This window comes from Peribacillus sp. FSL E2-0159 (assembly GCF_038643155.1).
GTDB lineage: Bacteria > Bacillota > Bacilli > Bacillales > DSM-1321 > Peribacillus > Peribacillus simplex.
Window position 1 is genome coordinate 5,121,164 of the sequence record NZ_CP152053.1, and the last position, 15,476, is coordinate 5,136,639.

The 15,476-nt window shown below is 39.0% G+C and carries 16 protein-coding genes; 4 read left to right on the forward strand and 12 right to left on the reverse strand.

All coding sequences use genetic code 11. The annotated features are described in order from the left end of the window. Positions 1-41: 41 nt before the first annotated feature. The 4 genes from NYE63_RS24995 to NYE63_RS25010 all read right to left on the reverse strand — a co-directional run bounded on the left by NYE63_RS24995 (position 42) and on the right by NYE63_RS25010 (position 3,388). Positions 42-650, reverse strand: a complete 609-nt coding sequence (locus tag NYE63_RS24995) for a YdbC family protein (RefSeq protein WP_342603205.1) — start codon at positions 648-650, stop codon at positions 42-44. Further along, on the reverse strand, positions 644-1,171 hold the full coding sequence (locus NYE63_RS25000; protein WP_342603206.1) for a GrpB family protein: 528 nt from the start codon (positions 1,169-1,171) through the stop codon (positions 644-646). The genes NYE63_RS24995 and NYE63_RS25000 overlap by 7 nt, the downstream gene beginning before the upstream one ends. A gap of 141 nt (positions 1,172-1,312) precedes the next feature. After that, positions 1,313-2,338: a 2-keto-3-deoxygluconate permease gene (locus NYE63_RS25005; protein WP_342603207.1), complete on the reverse strand. Its 1,026-nt coding sequence runs from the start codon at positions 2,336-2,338 to the stop codon at positions 1,313-1,315. Between the two features lie 84 nt (positions 2,339-2,422). Then, entirely contained in the window at positions 2,423-3,388 is a 966-nt protein-coding gene (locus NYE63_RS25010) for a sugar kinase (RefSeq protein WP_342603208.1), read from the reverse strand. A 310-nt stretch (positions 3,389-3,698) separates the two neighbouring features. Between NYE63_RS25010 and kduI the strand changes: the two genes are divergently transcribed. The 3 genes from kduI (at position 3,699) to NYE63_RS25025 (ending at position 6,545) form a co-directional block, all read left to right on the forward strand. After that, positions 3,699-4,529, forward strand: a complete 831-nt coding sequence (kduI, locus tag NYE63_RS25015) for a 5-dehydro-4-deoxy-D-glucuronate isomerase (protein ID WP_342605866.1) — start codon at positions 3,699-3,701, stop codon at positions 4,527-4,529. A gap of 46 nt (positions 4,530-4,575) precedes the next feature. Further along, complete coding sequence (kduD, locus tag NYE63_RS25020; RefSeq protein WP_214746150.1) at positions 4,576-5,352, forward strand: 2-dehydro-3-deoxy-D-gluconate 5-dehydrogenase KduD; 777 nt, start codon at positions 4,576-4,578, stop codon at positions 5,350-5,352. A 185-nt stretch (positions 5,353-5,537) separates the two neighbouring features. Beyond that, positions 5,538-6,545: a LacI family DNA-binding transcriptional regulator gene (locus NYE63_RS25025; protein WP_063234945.1), complete on the forward strand. Its 1,008-nt coding sequence runs from the start codon at positions 5,538-5,540 to the stop codon at positions 6,543-6,545. A gap of 91 nt (positions 6,546-6,636) precedes the next feature. Here NYE63_RS25025 and NYE63_RS25030 read toward each other — a convergent pair whose 3' ends face one another. The 4 genes from NYE63_RS25030 to modA form a co-directional block, all read right to left on the reverse strand. Then, positions 6,637-7,158, reverse strand: a complete 522-nt coding sequence (locus NYE63_RS25030) for a GrpB family protein (RefSeq protein WP_342603209.1) — start codon at positions 7,156-7,158, stop codon at positions 6,637-6,639. 40 nt (positions 7,159-7,198) lie between these two features. Continuing rightward, entirely contained in the window at positions 7,199-7,699 is a 501-nt protein-coding gene (locus tag NYE63_RS25035) for a hypothetical protein (protein ID WP_342603210.1), read from the reverse strand. Continuing rightward, positions 7,696-8,067, reverse strand: a complete 372-nt coding sequence (locus tag NYE63_RS25040; protein ID WP_232522697.1) for a hypothetical protein — start codon at positions 8,065-8,067, stop codon at positions 7,696-7,698. The genes NYE63_RS25035 and NYE63_RS25040 overlap by 4 nt, the downstream gene beginning before the upstream one ends. A gap of 608 nt (positions 8,068-8,675) precedes the next feature. After that, positions 8,676-9,479 (reverse strand): molybdate ABC transporter substrate-binding protein, encoded by an 804-nt coding sequence (gene modA / locus NYE63_RS25045; protein ID WP_342603211.1) that lies wholly within the window; start codon positions 9,477-9,479, stop codon positions 8,676-8,678. A 148-nt stretch (positions 9,480-9,627) separates the two neighbouring features. Here modA and NYE63_RS25050 point away from each other — a divergent pair, with 148 nt between their 5' ends. After that, positions 9,628-10,548 carry a helix-turn-helix transcriptional regulator gene (locus NYE63_RS25050; protein WP_342603212.1) on the forward strand — a complete coding sequence of 307 codons (921 nt, stop codon included), beginning with the start codon at positions 9,628-9,630 and terminating at the stop codon, positions 10,546-10,548. A 94-nt stretch (positions 10,549-10,642) separates the two neighbouring features. Here NYE63_RS25050 and NYE63_RS25055 read toward each other — a convergent pair whose 3' ends face one another. The 4 genes from NYE63_RS25055 to bioB all read right to left on the reverse strand — a co-directional run bounded on the left by NYE63_RS25055 (position 10,643) and on the right by bioB (position 15,081). Then, positions 10,643-11,809: a glycosyltransferase gene (locus tag NYE63_RS25055; RefSeq protein WP_342603213.1), complete on the reverse strand. Its 1,167-nt coding sequence runs from the start codon at positions 11,807-11,809 to the stop codon at positions 10,643-10,645. A 134-nt stretch (positions 11,810-11,943) separates the two neighbouring features. Then, on the reverse strand, positions 11,944-12,543 hold the full coding sequence (locus NYE63_RS25060) for a DedA family protein (protein ID WP_342603214.1): 600 nt from the start codon (positions 12,541-12,543) through the stop codon (positions 11,944-11,946). 17 nt (positions 12,544-12,560) lie between these two features. Then, a complete protein-coding gene (locus NYE63_RS25065) occupies positions 12,561-13,259 on the reverse strand; it encodes a polysaccharide deacetylase family protein (protein WP_342605867.1) in 699 nt (232 codons plus the stop codon). A gap of 856 nt (positions 13,260-14,115) precedes the next feature. Continuing rightward, a complete protein-coding gene (gene bioB, locus NYE63_RS25070; protein WP_063234977.1) occupies positions 14,116-15,081 on the reverse strand; it encodes a biotin synthase BioB in 966 nt (321 codons plus the stop codon). Between the last annotated feature and the right edge of the window lie 395 nt (positions 15,082-15,476).

Below are 15,476 nucleotides of genomic sequence, written 5' to 3' on the forward strand. Positions count from 1 at the left end.
GCCGTTAATTAGCCAAATTGATAGATTGATAATGTTTGATTCTAAATGACCGCCCACTTTGGATGCAATTCAATTAAACTTGCTGTAATGTGTTGGATTGAATCTTTCACTCCCGATTCCTTTATCAACGCGGGCAATTCTTTATCCTGATGTGAATATTCATTGTCCCATAATGAGACGACCAGGTATCTCCCGTATTGCTTTTTACCGAATGCACCTGACAGCATGCCAGGTGTCATCCCTTTGTTCCATACGCCTTTTTGCACCTGCTCAAAATGGGCTTGTTTATTATTTTCAACAGAACAGTCAGCCACTCGAAGTAATTTTCCTTCACCAAAAAAATCCGTAATGTCTTTTGTTCCTATATTGAATATTTTCTCGTATATATCGACTGAAATATTTGTATATGTACTTCCTTGGTCACTCTTCCCGAATATTTCATCATGCTGATGCTGCATGAAACTTTGATAGGAATGGAAATCTTTCCAAACGGAGAGAATGCCTGCTTCAAAGGGTTCAGTTCTATTCCACCCTCCGATTTGACCAATGAAACCAGCCGAATGACGCAATTCTCTCCATCCCTCTTGTGCTTTTGAAAATGAACGCTTGTTTTCCTCATTCACTTGGCATTTAATCCACTTCATTAACATGATGATCCCCCACGCTTCGCCCAAAGTTTCGCTTTTTCGTCAACCTTTTTTATAAAAGCGTTTTTTCCGTTTACATATCCTTTGATATCATCTGGAAATTCCGCTGCCAAGCGCTGCTTCAGCCTGCTATATTTTTGTGCCTCATCACGATGTGCCAGCAAATAATCCCGAAAAGCGAGGTGTCTGGCTATTTCTTCATGTCCTTTTTGGAACATGTGAATATGGTGCGTCCTCTCATCCCCGCCTTTACGAAAAAAACGTCGTCCGGCGATTCCGTTCTCACCCCTGGCATCATACCCTATCTCTTCCATCTCTTTATTAAAATCATCTACACATTCCACATCTTTTACCACTGCCAAAATATCTATTACTGGCTTGGAATGGATGGCCGGTATGGCCGTACTGCCAATATGGTATAACTTTAACATTTCTGGCCCGTAAATATCCTGTAATTTTTGGCATTCATCATGAAATAGCTTGGACCATTCTTTCTTATATGGTACGACCTCGACCTTTCTCATGAAAGCCCCCTTGATAGGAATTGGCATTTACATTCTTTTCTCATTTCCTTATTTTAACATCGAAGTGAATGTATCACAAAAAAAGCAGCCGGGACAATAACCCCAGTTGCTTTTTAGATAACGTTTACATTTTATTTTGTTTTACTCCGCTTTTTGTATGGAAGTAACATTTGATTCTTTCAAAATAGTTGGTTTCTTGACTCTTCGCTGCGGAATGCCTCTTTCCTCTTGTTTCTTTGCTACCCACATCGTCAGCATGGGTGTTAGAATCGCCGTTACCAATACACTTGTCGCGATGATCGCCGTTGCCGATTCTGCGACAGGAGCAAATTGCGGGTTTAACTCGGCAATAATGAAAGGTACTGCAACTGCGGCACCCGCTGTTGAAGAAGCGGCGACCCCGGCAACACCATCTGAGCCTGTAACGTAGCGGTCCAGTAGATATAAGACACCTCCGGAAAGGAAGACGACGGCAACACCCATTAAAATACCCATGAATCCGGATTTTATGATCATGCCAAAATCCAACCCGAACCCTAGAGCTAGTGCGAAGAACGGGATAAGGACCGGTACGGCCTGTCCAAAGAATTCCCGGCATTCTTTATCGATATTCCCTACAATCATACCGACTGCAAATGGAATCAAAGTGGAGACGATCGTTTGCCATGGAAACGTTGCAAGACCTCCAACACCGAGGATGATCATCGTGAAGAACGGTCCGCTTTCAATACTGATGAACGGGAATGCAGCAGCATCTTCCGTTCTGCCCAATTTTGTCATGAGTGCGGTATAAAGACCGCCATTCGTTTCATTAAATGCTGCTATTAGCACTAAAACCGAAAGACCGGAAAAGAGACCAGTTTGGATCCCATTCTCTGGAAGCAGCAAAGCTGCCCCATATCCTAATAATGCCGCAAATACGACTTTACCGATAAGCAGCGTAAATCCTTTTCTTGCGATATACCCGGATTGCTTAACATCTATCGTAGCTCCGACACAAAAGAAAAAAACGGCTAATATCGATGCAGTACCTGTTAGCATCGCACCTGTGAATCCGCCAAAGAAGGTTGCTGTGTCAGGAAAAATAGTATGTATCAAAGCACCTATGAACAAAGGGACAACCATCATGCCACCAGGGATTTTTTCTATTCCGGCTTTTATTCTCATCACAATCTCTCCACTTCATTATCAAATTTATGATTATTTGTAATTGGAAGTCTAGTTGTGGAGTTAACTGGTTGCTGTTATCAATCATTCAACGTTTAATAGTTTGCTCTGGCTTTCAATAAAGTCCTGTAATTTTTTCCGGCTAGGCATACCATCCATATCACCAGGGGACATGACTTGAAGAGCACCAATCGCATTACCCCTAGTAACGATTTCCATCGTGGATTTACCTTCAAGCAATCCGCTGATCACCCCGACGGCAAAACCATCGCCGGCCCCTACTGTGTCAACGACTTTTTCGGGTACGAATCCTTTAATATACCCTTCTTCATTCGCATTTTTATAATAGGCTCCCTCTTCTCCAAGCTTGATGACGATCATTTTAACTCCTTTGTTCAAATAAAATTCGGCCACCTCCTCAGGTGTTTGGAGTCCTGTTAAAACTTCCGCTTCAGTCATGCCTGGAAGAAAGAAATCACAAATGTAAGCAAGCTGATTAATGCAATCCACCATTTTTTGTTTATCCGGCCATAGGCTAGGCCGTAAGTTCGGGTCAAATGAAACCGTTTTTCCTTGGCTCTTCATAAATTCCATGGCGGCAACTGTAAATTCGTGGCAGCTTTCAGATAATGCAGATGGGATACCTGTTGCGTGCAGATGTTTAGCTTGCCGAAAATATTCTTCTGAGAGGTCGTCAATATTCAGAGTGGAAGCAGCGGAATTTTTTCGGAAATATTCCACTTCTGGATCTCCCTCATGCACTTTAGACTTTATTAGCATTCCTGTCGGATGATCACTTGTAAAACGGATACCTGTCGTGTCGACCTTTTCTTTATTCAATTCTCCGATGATGAACTTACCGAAACTGTCGTTGCCAAGTTTCGTCATATAAGCAACATCTAAATCAAGACGCGCCAATCCGCATGCTACGTTTGATTCTGCTCCCGCAATCGCTCGGGAAAAGGATTTAACCTCATGTAAAGGCTCAACTTCATTTGCATAGAACATGGTCATCGGTTCCCCAAAGGTGATCACATCTAAATCTTTCATTCCCAATTCCTCCTGAAAAAAGGTGTATTACGGTTTAGTAAACCTAAATTGCAAGAAAGCGCTTTCTTTTGAATGAAATCAGATTACCATATAAACCAGTTTTTAACAATACTAATCTTTATATTTTTATTTTGCTTAAAACATAGTATTTATCATATATTTCCTCTTTTACACTGATATATCTACTAAATTTTTCTATTATCATTGACTATTTGGAAAATATTATATATATTTTTAATATTGATAGCGCTAACATTTTAAAAAATTTCGATAAACCGTTTTACTAAATTAGGAGGTTATTTATTTGCAAATAGAAAAACGTTATTCCATTCATCCGTCACAAGCCAAACACTTTGATACAAGTGAAATCCGCAAAAACTTTTTAGTGGAAAATTTATTTCTCGATGATGACGTTTCTTTATGCTATTCCCTTGATGACAGGATCATCATAGGGGGAATCAAACCAGTTTCTAAAGGGGTTAAGCTAGAGGGCCATGATTTCATAAAAGCTGATTATTTTCTTCAACGAAGAGAGTTAGGTGTATTTAATATAGGAGGATCAGGGAAGATTTCAGTTGATGGGGAGATATTTACCCTTCAAAATCGCGATTGTCTGTATATAGGATTAGGCTGTAAAGAGCTGATTTTCACTAGTGATTCAAACACCGAGCCCGCCAAATTTTATTTAGCCTCTGCTCCAGCACATAAAAATTACCCCGTTCAACACGTAGCTTTCAAGGAAGTGCAAGGAGATGAAATGGGGTCGCAGGAGACGGCAAATAAGCGGACGATTCGCAGAATGATTCATGAAAAAGGAATTCAAAGCTGCCAACTGTGTATGGGAATGACTGAATTGGCTCCAGGAAATGTCTGGAACTCCATGCCTCCTCACGTTCATGACCGCAGAGTGGAAGTTTATATGTATTTTGACTTAGCTAAAGATGCCATTTTGTTCCACATGATGGGTGAACCTGATGAAACAAGACATATAGTAATGAAAAATGAACAAGCTGTCATTTCACCTCCGTGGTCCATACATAGTGGTTCTGCTACAAGCAACTACACATTTATTTGGGCAATGGCTGGAGAGAATTATACATATGAAGATATGGATACCTTTTCTATTTCAGAAATGAAGTAACAAGCAAAGAGTGGTTATTAATCCATATGGGGATGGAGGAAATTAGATGAGTTTACTGGATTTTTCAATGGACTTTTTCAGTTTAAAAGGTAAAGTTGCCATCGTAACAGGAGGAAATACTGGATTAGGACAAGGATATGCGGTTGCATTAGCAAAAGCAGGTGCAGATGTTTTTATCGTTGCCCATGGTGATAACTGGCAAGAAACAAAGGATTTAATCGAAACGACCGGCCAAAAAGCAGTCTTTTATCAAGCAGAACTTACGAATAAGGAAAGCCTTAAAGGTGTTGTAAAAGGCTGTCTTGATGCTTACGGGAAAATCGATATCCTTGTTAATAATGCAGGAACGATTCGCCGAGCTCCTTTATTGGAATATAAGGACGAAGATTGGAATGCAGTAATGGACATTAACCTTAATTCCCTGTACTTTCTTAGTCAGCTCGTTGCTAAAGAAATGGTTGAACAAGGCAGCGGAAAAATCATAAATATCGCTTCAATGCTCACATTCCAAGGAGGCAAGTTCGTTCCGGCATATACAGCGAGTAAACATGGCGTTGCCGGGCTGACTAAAGCCTTCGCTAATGAATTGGCGTCTAAAAACATTCAAATAAACGCGATTGCCCCAGGATATATTGAAACGGCCAATACTGCGGCGCTTCGTGCAGACGAGTCAAGAAACAAAGACATTCTCTCAAGGATCCCCGCCGAAAAATGGGGAACACCCTTTGATGTCATGGGAACCGTCGTTTTTCTTGCAAGCAAGGCCTCTGACTATATGAATGGCCATATCCTCGCTGTTGATGGAGGCTGGCTCGTTCGTTAATCCACTGATTAAGATTTGCAAATGAATATGTTTAAGGTTAACACCCTTAGCCAAAGTGCTTAGGGTGTTTCTTACATCCAATGTTTAACAAAATCAGCTAACTGGCGTTGGAATCGTAATGCTCCTTTGTTATGATGAAGGTATCCCATTCAATTTCAAGAAATAATATCCTTTAGGAGAACATCATGAAAAAAAAGAAAACTACAATATCAGATGTTGCTGAGAAGGCCGGTGTTTCCAAAAGTACGGTTTCTCAATATATTAACCAACGTTTTCGTTATATGAGTGCTGAAACAAAAGAAAGAATCGAGCAAGTCATCCAAGAACTTGACTTTCGTCCCAACGATAATGCCAGGAATTTAAAAGTAAAAAAAACAAAAGTGATAGGCATACTCGTAGCTAATATTTTACATACTTTATCCACTGAAATCATTCGTACCGTTGAACAACAGCTTCAGCAGCATGGCATGAAAGTTTTCATATGTGACTCTGCCGATGATCCAGAGAAAGAAAAGGAATACCTTGATTTGCTGGTTTCTACACAAGTAGATGGAATCATCATTTTTCCGGTAGGAAATGACTTTAAAGTCTATAATTACTTGATCGATCATTCAATTCCAATGGTATTCGTTGATCGATTAGTTGATGGTGTTACATCCGATTCCGTTCTTTTGGACAATCATGCTGCAATCTTCTTAGCTGTTTCCATGCTTGCTGAAAAAGGACACGAAAATATTGCTTTTTTAACCTTACCGATTGATATCCCGATCACACCAAGATTAGAGAGAATCGAAGGATTTAAAAAAGCGATGGCTTCTCATAAATTGGAAGTCAGGGAGGATGATATTCATTCTTTACCCAGAAATCGAATTCAGGAAAAATTGGCCCAGATATTCGATGCAGAAAAACCTCCAACAGCCATAGTGGCAGGAAATGATTTAGTGTTACGTGAAATCCTTAGCTATTTGAAAAAGCAAAAAATCTCGATCCCTGGGGAAGTGGCCATTGTCAGCATAGATGATGTCGCTTATACGGAGTTTTATGAACCATCCATCACAACAATCGGACAACCAATACAACAAATGGGCATTAAAACAGCAGAGTTATTATTGAACCGGATAACCAATTCAGATCAGACCCCGTACATTACATATCGGTTTGCCCCCGAACTCATTGTTCGAAGTTCATGCTAATTGCTCATACAAAAACGGCAGTTTACATTCACTGCCGTTACCATCTTTTAGGTAATTTATAGAAACATGGCTTAATCTTTCACCTTGGAAATCACCCGCCATTCACCTCATTTTTAGCTGATTCTATGACATTTTGGATAAATGGTGCTTTCGCTTCCGTGTACCCGACTATATCCGCAGGATGCTTTTGAGCTAAGGATAATTTTAATTGCTGATATTGTTTCCTTACGTCAGGATGGCTTCTTAGAAAGTCCCTAAACGAAAGTTGATTCTTCCACTGTTCACTTCCGAATCTATAGATATGCAAATGATGTGTCCCCGCTCTCCATTGGCCTTTTCTAAAAAAACGCCTTTCGGGAAATTCCTGATGCGGGACAAATTCATACCCAATCGATTTCAAGGGTTCAATGAACATGTCAGCTTCATCTAAATGATGAACGCCAGCCATGATGTCCAAAATCGGTTTTGCCCCCAACCCTATGACAGATGTACTTCCAATATGCTCAATACAAAGGCAAGAGTTCTTTAAAACCTCCATTATCCTTACTTTTTCCTGTTCGAATTCGCTAACCCAATCAGGATTATAATCTTCGATTTTCACTTTTTTCCCCATATAATCACTCAACTTTTCATGTGAAAGATATTGTCAGCCATCATTTTTCATCACGCGACCATTCGACGATATGATCTTGCGCGCTCGGCTCATGATAGGTTCCGACATACACTTTTTCTTTTCCCGTTATTTTATTCGTTCGGATGACTGTATAACTTCCTTTATCATAATTTTTGGTAAGATAATATTTCCGGTATGAAAACCCTTTTTCGGGACCGGTTAATTTCTCTTTGGTTTTATACGCCTGTGGCTTGTTCAAGCTCTCTTTCACTACACTTCTAATATTCAGCGGAGTTCCCTCAAGCTTAACATCACTTCGGAAATCGGCGCTCCTGTTCTCCGTTTTCCCTGAAGGCACGGATGCCATTTCGATCGTTTCTTGGGTTTGTTCCGAGAATGATTTTGTGACACTGTATGAATACAGGATATTCATGGAACTTATATTGTCTTTCATTTTGCCAGCAAATTCAGGCATGGCAAAATTCAATAGAAAGGTGATCGATATACATACGATTAATAAGGTAAGCGAAATTTTCTTCATATTTCCTCTTTCTCAACTATGTATTCTTGTAATCCAACTTGTTCATTTTCCTTAGGAATAATTCCAAATTTCGCAATTAATAGAATGGCAAGAAAACTGAAACAGCAAAAACTAGTATTATCACTTGTAATAAATGAAGCCGGTATAATACGAGATGCCAGTAATGAATTCAAAATGTAGGAAAAAAGAAAACCCAAATAGGATAGGCAAATCAGATAGTTTCCAATCAGTACCCTCTTGTAATGTGCATAATCTGATTTATTTCCATTCCTGATACTGACACATTGTCTAAATTGCCTAATCAGACCGTATGTGAAACCAATAATTAACATGACTACAATGAGAAAATCAATTATTGCTTCCTCCACTTTTTACTCCTCCTTGGTAAATTTGCTCTAATTAACTTGTAAAATATTACATTAAACTCATCATATACCATTTATGATGAAATGATAAATATTTCCTACTTTAATATTGGAGATGTATCATGAAAATTTTTGTGAAAATTGTATGATCGTCATTTATGGTTCTATGTTGAATACTTCTCTTGTAGGTCGAATCATTCCTGCGTAGGTCGAATCATTCCTGCGTAGGTCGAATTATTCCCGCGTAGGTCGAATTATCCGCTTATGTTGAAAGATGAATACAACTATGTTCTTATTCTTACGTTTAAAGTGAGAATAGGTTTCAATATAAAGGAAAATATACCTAATATTACTGTAAATACATAAAAAAAAGACCACCAGATTGGTGATTACAGTTTGTAGACAAAAGGGGTTCTATTAAAATTTTAAAACAAAGTTGATTGGAACGAAAGGTGCGAGACTCCTGCGGGAAAAGCGCGTCGAGGGGAGACCCCGCAGGCGCAAAGAGCGCCGAGGAGGCTCCCGGACCGCCCGCGGAAAGCGAGTGCCTGTAGTGGAAATCGACGTTCTTTAATAAACCTTTATCAAAACTGAGACCACCAGATTGGTGGTTATTTCAAATTCTTAAATCCGTATTTTTCAAAGATTTCCATGGAGGCTTCCGTTTGGAGATAGTCATAGAATAGCTTGACTTCCTTGGCATGATCCAGCTCATTGATCATTCCGACGGGATATATGATCGGATCGTGTAAATCTGCCTGGACTGTTGCAATGATTTCAACTTTTGTTGAGTTGAGCGCATCCGTTTTATAGACGAGACCTGCGTCCACGTTTCCAGTTTCCACATATGTAAGCACTTGCCGGACATCCTTGGCATATACCAATCGATCTTCAACCTCTTTAAAGAGGTTCATGTTTTCCAAAGTTTGTTTCGAATATTGCCCTGCCGGTACAGACTCTGGAGTGCCAATCGAAATTTTAGCGGCCTTTGTGAGGTCTTCCAGCGATCCGATTTCCTTTTTGGAATCCTTTGACACCACCAGCACCAGGTCATTGCCGACTAAATCGATTCCGTTTTTCTCTTCAATAAGATCTTCCTCTACTAATTTATCAAATTTATCTTCTGCAGCTGAGAAAAACAGATCAACAGGTGCACCTTGGGATATCTGTTGCTGAAGAGCTCCAGAGGCTCCAAAGTTATAATGAACTTTCACATTTGCATTCTCTTTTTCAAAAGACTCTTTTATATCATTTAAGGCATCTTGCAAACTTACAGCTGCAGAAACCGTCAATTCCACTTTCTCGTCAGCTTGTTGCGTCTGCTTTTCTGCGCTTTTTTCTTCATCACTTGAACACCCTGCACTCACTATCACAAGCATCATTATCGAAAAAATCATAAGGTATATTTTTTTCAAAGTCACTCTCCCTTTCTTACTAGTTATAACTAGTTATATCTAATTATAACTAGTATAAGACGTATAAAAGGTTTTAATCAATGCATTTTTTGCTGTGAATTTACTTTTTTAAGGACTCTAAGATACAATAAAGAACGGAGGGATGCACATGTCAAAAGAGCTTTCCTATACGATCGAGGAAGTGTCACAGCTTTTAAAGGTATCTAAATTGACAATTTATGATCTTGTTAAAAAAGGGGAACTCCCAGTATTCCGTGTGGGAAGGCAGATGAGAATGGATGCAAAAGACTTGGAGTTGTATATTAATAACCATAAGTCCAGTACATCCCCAGTTCCTGTTGCCGATTCCCCTAAAAACGAAGTGAAGGATTCCCTTGTCATAAGCGGTCAAGACATGGTTTTAGATATACTAGGGCAACACATTCAGAAGGACACCAGCTATAAAACATTACGATCTAACACAGGTAGTCTAAGCGGTCTTATATCCATGTACAATGGGGATTCCGACATCGTTAGTTTGCATATGTTTGATGGAGATACTGGGGAATATAATCTTCCTTATATAAAAAAGATTTTGGTGGGTTATCCTTATATTTTACTTAATCTTGTTTCAAGGAAAGCTGGTTTATATGTTAAAAAGGGAAATCCTTTTGGCCTCACAAATTGGACTGATTTAAAACATAAAGACTTGGCCATCATCAATCGAGAAAGAGGATCGGGAGCACGAATTCTTCTTGATGAGCAGCTAAGAATTCACAGTATATCTTCTAAAAATCTTAAGGGATATGAAAACGAAGAGACCAACCACTTAAGTGTGGCTTCAGCTGTTTCTGCTGGGATAGCGGATGTGGGTGTTGGAATTGAAAAAGCTGCAAAAATCGTTGGAATTGACTTTGTCCCATTAATTACAGAACGTTATGACCTTGTTATTTTAAAATCTCCGAAAAACGAACAGCTCATAAACGTTGTTAAGCGCATATTATCATCGAATTCATTTCAAGCTGAAATCAAAGCTTTAGGTGATTATGATATTTCTCAGACAGGCTCTATCATTTGCGAGACATTTTAAACAGGAAGGCTACTGATTCAGCAGCCTTCCTGTTAAGTATGCATCAAACTATGGTCAATGACTTCACTAGCATAAAAAGCCTTTCTTACTGAGATCAGCTATAAAGAAGTTTGGGCTGTCGGGCTAGATAGGAAGGCGTACCATTTTGATTAAGATTAAGGATGAATTTCATGACCTCCACTATTCCCTCAGGTTTCTCCAACTCTATTTCCTTATGATAAGATTCCATGGATGTGTTCCATTTTTTCATTTTTTTCTGATCCTTCAATATACTCAACAATTGTTTTTCAAAAGGCGTTTTCTGATTAAGTTTAAATACAAGTCCTTGTTGTTTTAAATACTGTAGATTAATTTCCTCCTGCCCGGGAAGCCTTGAATGAACAAAAATGGGAAGCCTTTTTCTCAATGCCTCGCTAATCGTGACACCGCCCGGTTTCGTAACGATTGCGTCAACTTCTTCATAAAGCTTATTCATTTCAGACCTTGATGAGATATAAGGCAATGGTTTGATATGAGGTAAGTTCCATGTATCGATTTCTTCATAAAGCTTGTTGTTATTTCCGCAAAGGACTAAATAATCAAAGTCGGTTGAATTCTTCAACTCATCACCTAAGTTCAAAATCCCTCCCAGACCACTGTTTCCTCCGGATATCAAAATTTTTGGTCGTTCTGTGTTTCTTTGTACACGGGCATTTTTGGTGATTTCCTCGTGCACGGGGATGCCAGTGACCATCATCGTTTGTTTTGGTATTTGACGCTTACTCATCAGCTTTTCTTTTACTTCTTGACTAGGAAGAAAATGGGCATCTATCCCTTCGCTTCCCCAAACATTATTAATAAAGTAGTCGGTGTACACGTTTATAACCGGTGTGCTGCACTTCCCTTTCATCTTTAACTGACTCAAAAGATAGGAAGGGAAACCGTGAGTACATACAATTAAATCAGGCTTTTCTTCGGCTATCAATTGTTCCATCTTATTCATGAATAATTGCTGATACCATTTAAATATCCGTTCCTTTGGCGAGTGAACATAAAACAGATTCTTATAGGCAACATTATAGGTTTCCGGCGCATAACGAATCCATGTTAGATAACTATTTACAATGATTTTTTCTAGAGAGGTATTGGTATAACTGATTAGATCGATTTTTTTATAGGTAATCCCATTTGAATGCTTTTTTAACATATCCATTAATGCCTCTGCAACTTGATGATGTCCCGACTGCATTCGAAAGAGAGGTAAAAACAAAATCTTCTTCATATGTGTCATCTCCTAAGAAATCATTCTGAAAATACGAAAATTTATAGTTCATGATATCTTCCTCTTACAATATCGTTGAAAAAATTCCTTTAATGGATGTTTTCATTTCCAACGCTTTATACTAAGGAGCCGACTCAACTTTTGGACATTTGTTTTCTCTTTTTGATGTATTTGATAGTAACATATAGTACAAAAATAACTAAAAATACAACACCTAAATATGGAACATATTTGGGATTAACATTAAAAGCATCCCCCACATAATAACCGGCCACTATAAAAGGGACGGTCCAGAGTATAGTGCCTAAGAGGGAAAATAGGAAGTATTTCCGAAAGGGTATTGAAGAGATTCCTGCAAAATATGGACTAATTTGTCTTATTCCCGGAATGTAAAAACCCAATACTAAGGTTCTTTGTGCATTATCCGTATAGTTTTTCTTTGCTTTCTCCCAGCGTTCACTCGTAATTCCAATGAATCTTCCATATTTATTTATAAATGGATACCCCACATATTTTCCGCATGCATAAGCTGCAAGCATTCCGATAAAGGCGCCAAGAATTGCACACAGCATTGCTAAACCCATTGAGAGCTTACCTTGGACAACCAACACCCCAATTAGAAATAGAAGTGATTCTTCTGGAGCAGGCACTCCCACAATGCCGAAGAACAAAAAAAGAAAAATGATTAGGTATCCATATGAATCAATAAAATGTAAAAGCGTATCTATATTCATAATACCCCCAGAATTAGTTATAAGTCTTTTAAAGTAATAAAGTGTATTCCTTTTTCCTTACTCTCCTGTAGGTAAATTTTTAACATTTCAATCATATGGCCTGGTGCTTCTTTATCCGCCCCCAAGGTTTCACCACAGTCATGCAGCAACAGAATGGAACCTTCTGTTGAAGTGCTTCGCAGTTGATCAAGCAAAGTATTTCTGCATTTTTCGACTTTCCAATCCCCGAAGATGCCAGACCACATAACCACTCTATATTTCTTACTGAAAAGTGGGGTGAATATATTAAAATGGCCCCATGGCGGTCTATAAAAAACCACCTTTTCATTCGTACATTCATTTATCGCCTTTTCAGTCATTTCCAACTGTTTCCGTAGATGGATTGGTGATAGCACCCAGCTTGAAACATGGTGAAAATGGTGGATCCCTATAGTATGTCCCTCTTCATGCATTCTTTTAATAATTTCAGGATTACTTTTCACTTTACTGCCAACAACAAAAAATGTGGCCTTTATCTGATGCTCTTTTAAAAGATCAAGTAATTTTATTGTATATTCAGGGTTTGGGCCATCATCGAAAGTTAGCGCTATCCCATTATTCGAATTGATTTTTTTTGTTATTCCCAGACTGCATACACGAATAAGCACCGTTGGGATAATAGTATAAAATATTAATAGCAATAATAAAATAATAAAACTAATCAGCAATATATGCATCACACAAAACTATCCTCTCATTATTGATATTACCAATACTTATCCTTTCCCTATATCATAATCATTTACCTCAATGCAGCAAATGTTATTGTATTCAGGTAATTCATTTTAAAAAACCTCTCCTTACAATTTAGCATTTTTTTTTCATTATTTTCACTTATCAATCATTTTTTTATTTTTGTAAAGATTGACAGACCAATAGCCCGCTTACAGTAAAATCATAAAACACCCAGACTATAGACAACTTCGAAGAAAACGAAAAGTGTTCAGTTGATTTCAGAAATCCAATAAGGGTTTCATAAAACAATAAAAAACCATAAAGAGCGAGTTTGCCTGCTGTTTTTTCAAAAAAAGTGTTCAGTTGATTTCAGAAATTCGCTCCCTTTCCGCCGACTGTCTGCCAAGCCTCCTCACCGCAAGCGGTTGCGGGGTCTCGGCTAGCCAGTTTTTCGGCAGGAGTGTCGCATATTTCTTCAATCCAATGAGGATTACAGGAAAAAACATTAAGTATAATCTGGTCTTGTTTTATTATCATGGTTGGGGATGAGCCCAATCCGAACCTCCTTTGTCGAAAAATGGGTTTCTATCTGAATTTTTTAAACAAAGTTGATTGGAACGGAGGGTACGAGACTCCTGCGGGAAATGCGTGGCCAAGGGAGACCCCACAGGCGCAAAGCGCCGAGGGCGGACCGCCCGCGGAAAGCGAGTGCCTGGAGAGGAAATCAACATTCGATATTAACAAACCCTCAAAAAAAACATTTAGTTCATTTCTTCAACCAGTAAGGGTCTCATAAGACAGTATTTTATCGACAAACTGAAAAAAACACCCTAAGGGTGTTTTTTTTAAAAAATCCAATTAAAGAGCACATTCTTCAATTTCAAATCCCAGGTCTTCGATAATTCCCCAATCCGCTGTGGGTTCTTGACCGGCTGTCGTTAAATAATCGCCGACGAAGATGGAATTGGCTGCATAAAGTGCCATGGGCTGCATGGAACGGAGATTGACCTCACGACCGCCGGCCAGACGGATTTCTTTACTCGGATTAACGAATCTCATCATCGAAATCAATTTCAGGCATTTAGTGGGGGTCAACTCGGAAGTTCCCTCAAGCGGCGTTCCGTCAATTGCATTGAGAAAGTTACAAGGTATGGAATCTGCATCCAGGCTGCGTAAGGATAGAGCGATTTCCACCGCTTCCGCCTCAGATTCCCCCATACCGAAAATGGCACCAGAACATGGGGACATTCCGGCATCTTTCACAGCTTCGACTGTATCTACCCGGTCTTCATATGTATGTGTCGATGTAATTTTGCTGTAGTTTTCCTGTGATGTATTCAAGTTGTGGTTGTAGCGATGAACGCCTGCTTCCGCTAGTTTGCCGGCATGTTCCTCATTCAGGAAACCTAAACAGCAGCAGATTTTAAGATCCGTCGTTTCGCGGATTTCTTTTACCGCTTCAATGACATGATCTATTTCCCTGTTGGTCGGACGACGGCCAGACGCAACAATGCAATAAGTACCCGCTTTGCGACGAATTGATTCTTGCGCTCCCTCGACAATCTTTTCTTTAGTCAGCCAAGCATATTTGTCGATTGGGGCCTCCGACACGATCGACTGTGAGCAGTAGCCGCAATCTTCAGGACATAATCCTGATTTCGTATTGATGATCATATTCAATTTAACTTTTTTCCCATAATGATGCTTGCGTATGAGATAGGCTGCATTCAAAATTTCCAAAACCTCTTCGTCTGGGGCTTGTACGATGGATAATGCCTCTTCCTCCGTCACTTTATATCCTTTGATAACGTTCTCTGCTAACATCTTCCAATCCCTTACCAATGTTTCCAAACCTAATCCCTCTTTTCTTTTAATGTTGTATATTCATTCCCATGAATCTTCCGCGTTTAATTACCAGAACCGATTGGATAATTTTGCACACGCTAAATCAAATCTATTGTTCCTGATGTGTTGCCATTAATGTGTGATGAATCACCGGTTTATTGATTCCGTGACTAAGTAATAATTTGGAAGGAGCAAGATCAACAATGCCTGGTAATGAAAACGGTTTAAATAGTTCTCCAGACAAAATAGACCTTTTAATTTGTTAACCTAAAATATTTTAAGTTAACATATCGATTGAATAATAACATACAAACAAAATATTATTCAATGGTCTTTTTTCAATATTTTCCTAGTCTGTTCTTTAAATCCTGAGA